This is a genomic window from Micromonospora sp. MH33 (assembly GCF_003013775.1).
GTDB lineage: Bacteria > Actinomycetota > Actinomycetes > Mycobacteriales > Micromonosporaceae > Micromonospora > Micromonospora fulviviridis.
The window spans coordinates 1-4,625 of record NZ_MUYZ01000404.1 but is presented as its reverse complement, the minus strand read 5'-3'; the positions used below and the strand labels follow the sequence as shown (position 1 = coordinate 4,625).

The 4,625-nt window shown below is 71.4% G+C and carries 2 protein-coding genes; one reads left to right on the top strand and one right to left on the bottom strand.

Annotation, left to right across the window (positions count from 1 at the left end):
• Positions 1 to 465, top strand: a 465-nt coding sequence (locus B0E53_RS33255) for a DUF3159 domain-containing protein (RefSeq protein WP_146167874.1), incomplete at its 5' end; no start/stop codon positions are given.
• Positions 466 to 754: 289 nt separating this feature from the next.
• Here B0E53_RS33255 and B0E53_RS33250 read toward each other — a convergent pair.
• The gene (locus B0E53_RS33250) at positions 755 to 3,652 is read right to left on the bottom strand and encodes a glycoside hydrolase family 48 protein (protein ID WP_210406314.1); all 2,898 of its coding nucleotides are present in this window, start codon (positions 3,650 to 3,652) and stop codon (positions 755 to 757) included.
• Positions 3,653 to 4,625: the final 973 nt, after the last annotated feature.

Sequence of the window (4,625 nt, the reverse complement as noted above, 5' to 3'; positions counted from 1 at the left end):
TCGGTGCTGATCGGGCTGCTCGCGGTCTGCGTGGCCGCGCTGATCGCGCTGCGGACCGGTCGGGCGACGGACTTCTTCCTGGTGCAGCTGGTCTCCAACGCAGCGAGCGGGCTGGCCTGGATGGTGAGCATCGTGGTGCGCTGGCCGCTGCTGGGCGTGCTGGTCGGCGCGGTGCTCGGCCAGCGGGGCCGGTGGCGGCGCGACCCGGCGCTGCTGCGCGCGTACGCGCGGGGCAGTTGGGTCTGGGTGGCGACCTACCTGCTGCGGCTGGCGGTGTTCGTCCCGCTGTGGCTCGGCGGGCAGGTGGTCGCGCTGGTGGTGGCCCGGGTGGCGCTGACCTGGCCGCTGGTGGCGGCGGCGCTGGCGGTGAGCTGGCTGGTGATCCGGCGGTCGCTGCCGGCGGGTCACCCGGGGTTGCGGCACCCGGTCGTGCTGTCCGAACGGGACGACGTGCCGGCAAAGTAAAAGAGAGGCCGCCACGGGGGGAGCGGCCTCTCCGGTGAAGAACGTTACTCCGTCCCCGGCTCTCGCGTGATCCCGTGGAGCGCCGATTTTCGCGGGCTTTTTCGCGGCAAGTTCGTCTCCGGGCGGTTGGGTGGGCCGGTCCGTCCGCTGCGTCGGCCGGACGGCCGGCCCACCCGGCCTGACCGTGGGGAATCAGGCCGTCCGCCGACCGGGCCGCTCCGTTCCCCCTTCGGCCCGGGTCGGCCTCCTCCGCGGGCGGGCCAGGCCCGCCCGCGGAGGAGTGGTCACCTCACCCCGCCGGGAAGTAGGTGCCGTAGTCGGCGTACGCCATGGCGACGTCGGCCTGGGCCCAGAACCGGTGGTAGTTGAAGACCGGCTCCGCGCCGCCGTTGAGGTACGCCTGCACCTTCGGCCAGTCCGGGTCGTTCTTGTAGAACGAGCGGATGTCCAGGAAGCTCTTGCCGGCGGCGATCGCGTCGCCGTTGGGCATCTTCCCGGTCCAGCCGGAGGGGATGTAGAGGCCCTGGCCGTCGGCCGCGTTGTAGACGTCGTCGAAGCGCTTGTAGTCGCCGCGCTTCTCCGGCATCGAGACGCCCTTGGTGTCGGCGGCGGCCGACAGCGCGTCCAGCAGGCCCTTGGCGGTGGTCTTGGCCGCGGCGTTGCCGGACTTGGCCGCGTACGCGATGAGGGTCCGGGCGTAGGCGGCGGCGACGCCGACGTCCTGGCCCTTGACCGTCACCTCGACGTGCAGGTTGGTGTTGGGCTGCGGGCTCGTCGGGTTCCAGTTGGCGGGCTGGCCGGTCCACTTCATGTCCGAGGGGATCGACCAGTTGGTGCCCACCGTGGTGTTGGCGATCGCCCACGGCACCCACTTGTCCAGCAGCGCCTTGGCCTTGGCGTTGCCGGTCTGCAGGTACAGCTCGGCGATCCGCTGCATCGACCAGGCCTGCATGCCGAACCACTGGTTGGACGGCGGGTCGTTGTAGACCGGGTCGACGTCGTAGAACATGCCGTAGAAGGTGGCGGTGCCGGCCGGCGGCTGGGCGTAGCTGCCGTCCCAGCTGTTGGTGGCGCCACCGGCGATGCCGCCCTCGGCGGACTGGAGCCAGGTGTAGAACTCCAGCTGCCGGTCGAAGCTCTTCTGCCAGTCGGAGACCGCGGTCGACGACTTGGGCTTGAGCTCCGGCACGTTGGTGAGCGCCCAGGCCGCGAGCGGGTTCTGGTAGCCGAAGTGGTTGTGGCTGGAGCCGATCCGCCACGACCAGTTCTGCGACGTGTCGTACGCGCCGCCCCAGGCGTAGTACCAGGAGAGCAGGTAGTGCGCCGAGTCGCGGCCGCTGCCGGCCGGGCAGGTGGACGCGCCGACGCAGTTGCCGATCTTCTTGAAGTACTTGTCGAACAGCGCGTAGCGCAGGTAGTCGCCCATCTTGGCGGCCTTGGCCACGGTGGCCGCGACGTCGGCCTCCTTGCCCTGGGCCTTGGCCCAGGTCAGCGCCCAGTACGCGGCCTGCACGGCGCGGGCGTCGGCGTCCGGGGCGTTGGTGTACTTCCACTGCTTGGCGGGGGCGTTGGACTCCTTGACGAACAGGTCGAGGTAGCCGTACTGGCCGCCGTGCTTGAAGGTGTCGCAGGACGGCTGCGGCACGGTCTCCCAGACCGACTCCTGGGTGCCGCGCTGGAAGGTGTTGATGTAGGCGGGGCGGGTGGTGCCGTCGCCGCAGTGGCCGTAGCCGTAGGTGTTGTCGACGTCGAGCAGCCAGTGCATGCCGTAGATGTCGCCGGTGCCGTAGGTGGACTGGAGTTCGGAGCGGAGCGGGTCCTGGCCGACCGGGACGTTCGGCTCCAGCGCCGACGGGTACTGGCTGGGCAGGTTGTGCTCGGCGGCGTACTGGGGGGTGCCCGGGGCGCCGGCGGTGGGCTGGTCGGCGTGCGACGGGATGATGTACTTCTCCATCACGGTCCACGCGTTGTTGAACGGGGCCCAGTTCTGGGTGACCCGGCCGTACTGCGCCTCCAGCCAGAGCCAGAAGCTGAACGCCTCCGAGGTGGTCTCGTGGCCGTGGTCGGGCGCCTCGACGATGAGCGTCTCGACGGAGTGGTACGGCACGCCCTCGGGGCTGAAGTAGCCCGAGTTCTTGATCTTGCCGTACTGGTCGAGGAACTTCTTGATGTACGCGTTGTCCCCGCCCGGGGTGTCGTTGTCGATCTCGGTGGCGGTGACCACGACGGGGGCGAAGCCGGGGGCCGAGGCGGTGATCGTGGCGGTGCCGCCGGTGGTGTCGGCGTCCTCCGCGGCCGCGACGGTGGCGCTGACACCGGTGTTCCAGTTGCTCGGGGTCAGGGTCAGCGTCGAGGGCGACACGGTCACGTCGCTGTCGCCGGCGACGGCGAGGGTCACCGGGACGTTGGCGGTCGGGGCGGCGCTGAGGGTGAACTTCACCGGCGAGGTGCCGCCCTCGTTGACGCTCACGGCCGACGGGGTGGCCACCAGCACCGGGCCGGAGGCCGGGTTGACGGTGAACGACTTCTCGGCCACCCCGATGCCGTTGGCGTTGTCGTATGCCTTGGCCTGCACGGTGTAGCTGCCGGCCGGCAGGTCCTCCAGCGTGTAGCCGTAGGGGGCGCTGGTGTCGGTGTTGACGAGCAGGCCGTTGCGGTAGAACTCGACCTTGCTGATCGTGCCGTCCGGGTCGCTGGCGGTGGCCGTCAGCGGCACGTCGGCGGGCGCCTCGAAGGGCCCGGCCGGCACACCGAGCGAGACCGTCGGCGGCTGGTTGGCCGGGGTGCCGTTGCAGGTGACGCCGTTGAGGGTGAACGCGGTCGGCTTCGGGTTGCTGCCCGAGTAGGCGCCGTTGAAGCCGATGGTGGTGGAGGCGCCCGTGCCGAGGCTGCCGTTCCACGACTCGTTGGTGGCGGTCACCTCGCTGCCGGACTGGCTCCACTTGGCCGACCAGCCCTGGGTCAGCTTCTGCGTGCTGTTCGGGAAGGCGAACTTGAGCGTCCAGTTGGTGAGCGCGTCGCCCAGGTTCTTGATGGTCACGTTGGCGGTGAAGCCCGTGCCCCAGTCGTTCGTCGCGTAGGTCACGTCGCAGGCGGGGGCGGCTTGCGCGGCGCCGGCCGGCAGGGCCACCCCGCCGATGGCGAGGGCGGTGGCGGCGAGCATCGCCGTCCGGCGACGTCTGGCCATGAGTCTCATGTGCGCGGTGTCTCCTCGGACCGGGCCGGGACGCGGAGCCCCGGCGGGGCGCCTCCACGCGTCGACGGAACGTACGCGGGGGGACGGAGGCGCCCGGAAAGGTGGTCGACCCGGCCGTGCCGGGGGGATCGGGGCGCCGCACCGGTGCTACCGGGTGCCCTCGGCGGCCCTCGCTCACGCGAGCTGGCTCCGCGTCGCGGTTGAGAGTGTGCCATGGAAGCGCTCCCACCACAATGGGCAGGGCAGACACGCACGCCAATGTTTCGATCTCGTTCAGGGGGTTTCACAAACCCGTGACGGGCGTTACAGTCGCAAGCATCGCCGATGGGAGCGCTTCCATCGACGGGGATGCAAGTACAAGATCGCCGGGGACCTCGCGTGCCCGGTGCGCCAGCCCCAGCGGCTGACGGCGGGCCAGCCCGGACGCCGCCGTCAGCCATCACCCACCGACATGGAGGGAGGTGGAACCAGAGCCACTCGCGTGGCCCGGCTCCCGCGCGACACGCACGACCGGACGCCAATTCCACTCGTGCGTGTGTGCATCACAGGTGGGGACGGGGGTTGCCCTCCCCCGTCCCCACACTAAACCCCCGTTGTCGACGGGAAAAGAGGCCGACGGGACAGGCGCGACGCGCCGCCCGGACGGCCTCCTTCGCTATCTGCCCCACCCTCGCCGCTCGCCTCCACCCCCCGAGCGACACCCGCCCACCCACACCTCCGGCCGCCCGGCGGCCGGTCCGCGCCCCTGCCGCGGTCCGCCCTCGGGACGCGGCCGGCCGGGCCTGGCCTATGCTGGGAGCGCTCCCAGCCCCCAGGGCGGCCAATCACTCCGAGGAGAACGCCCATGTCGCTACTCACCAGACGGCGCCTGCTCCGCCGTGCCGCCCTCTCCGCGACCGCCGCCGGCGCGGCCCGGACCGGGCTGGTCGGCGCCGCCGCGGCCGGGACCGCCGCGTCCGCCACC

Bases quoted from the DNA above. Each gene is read 5' to 3' on its own strand.
- B0E53_RS33250 (WP_210406314.1), bottom strand. From the start codon at position 3,652: ATGGCCAGACGTCGCCGGACGGCGATGCTCGCCGCCACCGCCCTCGCC.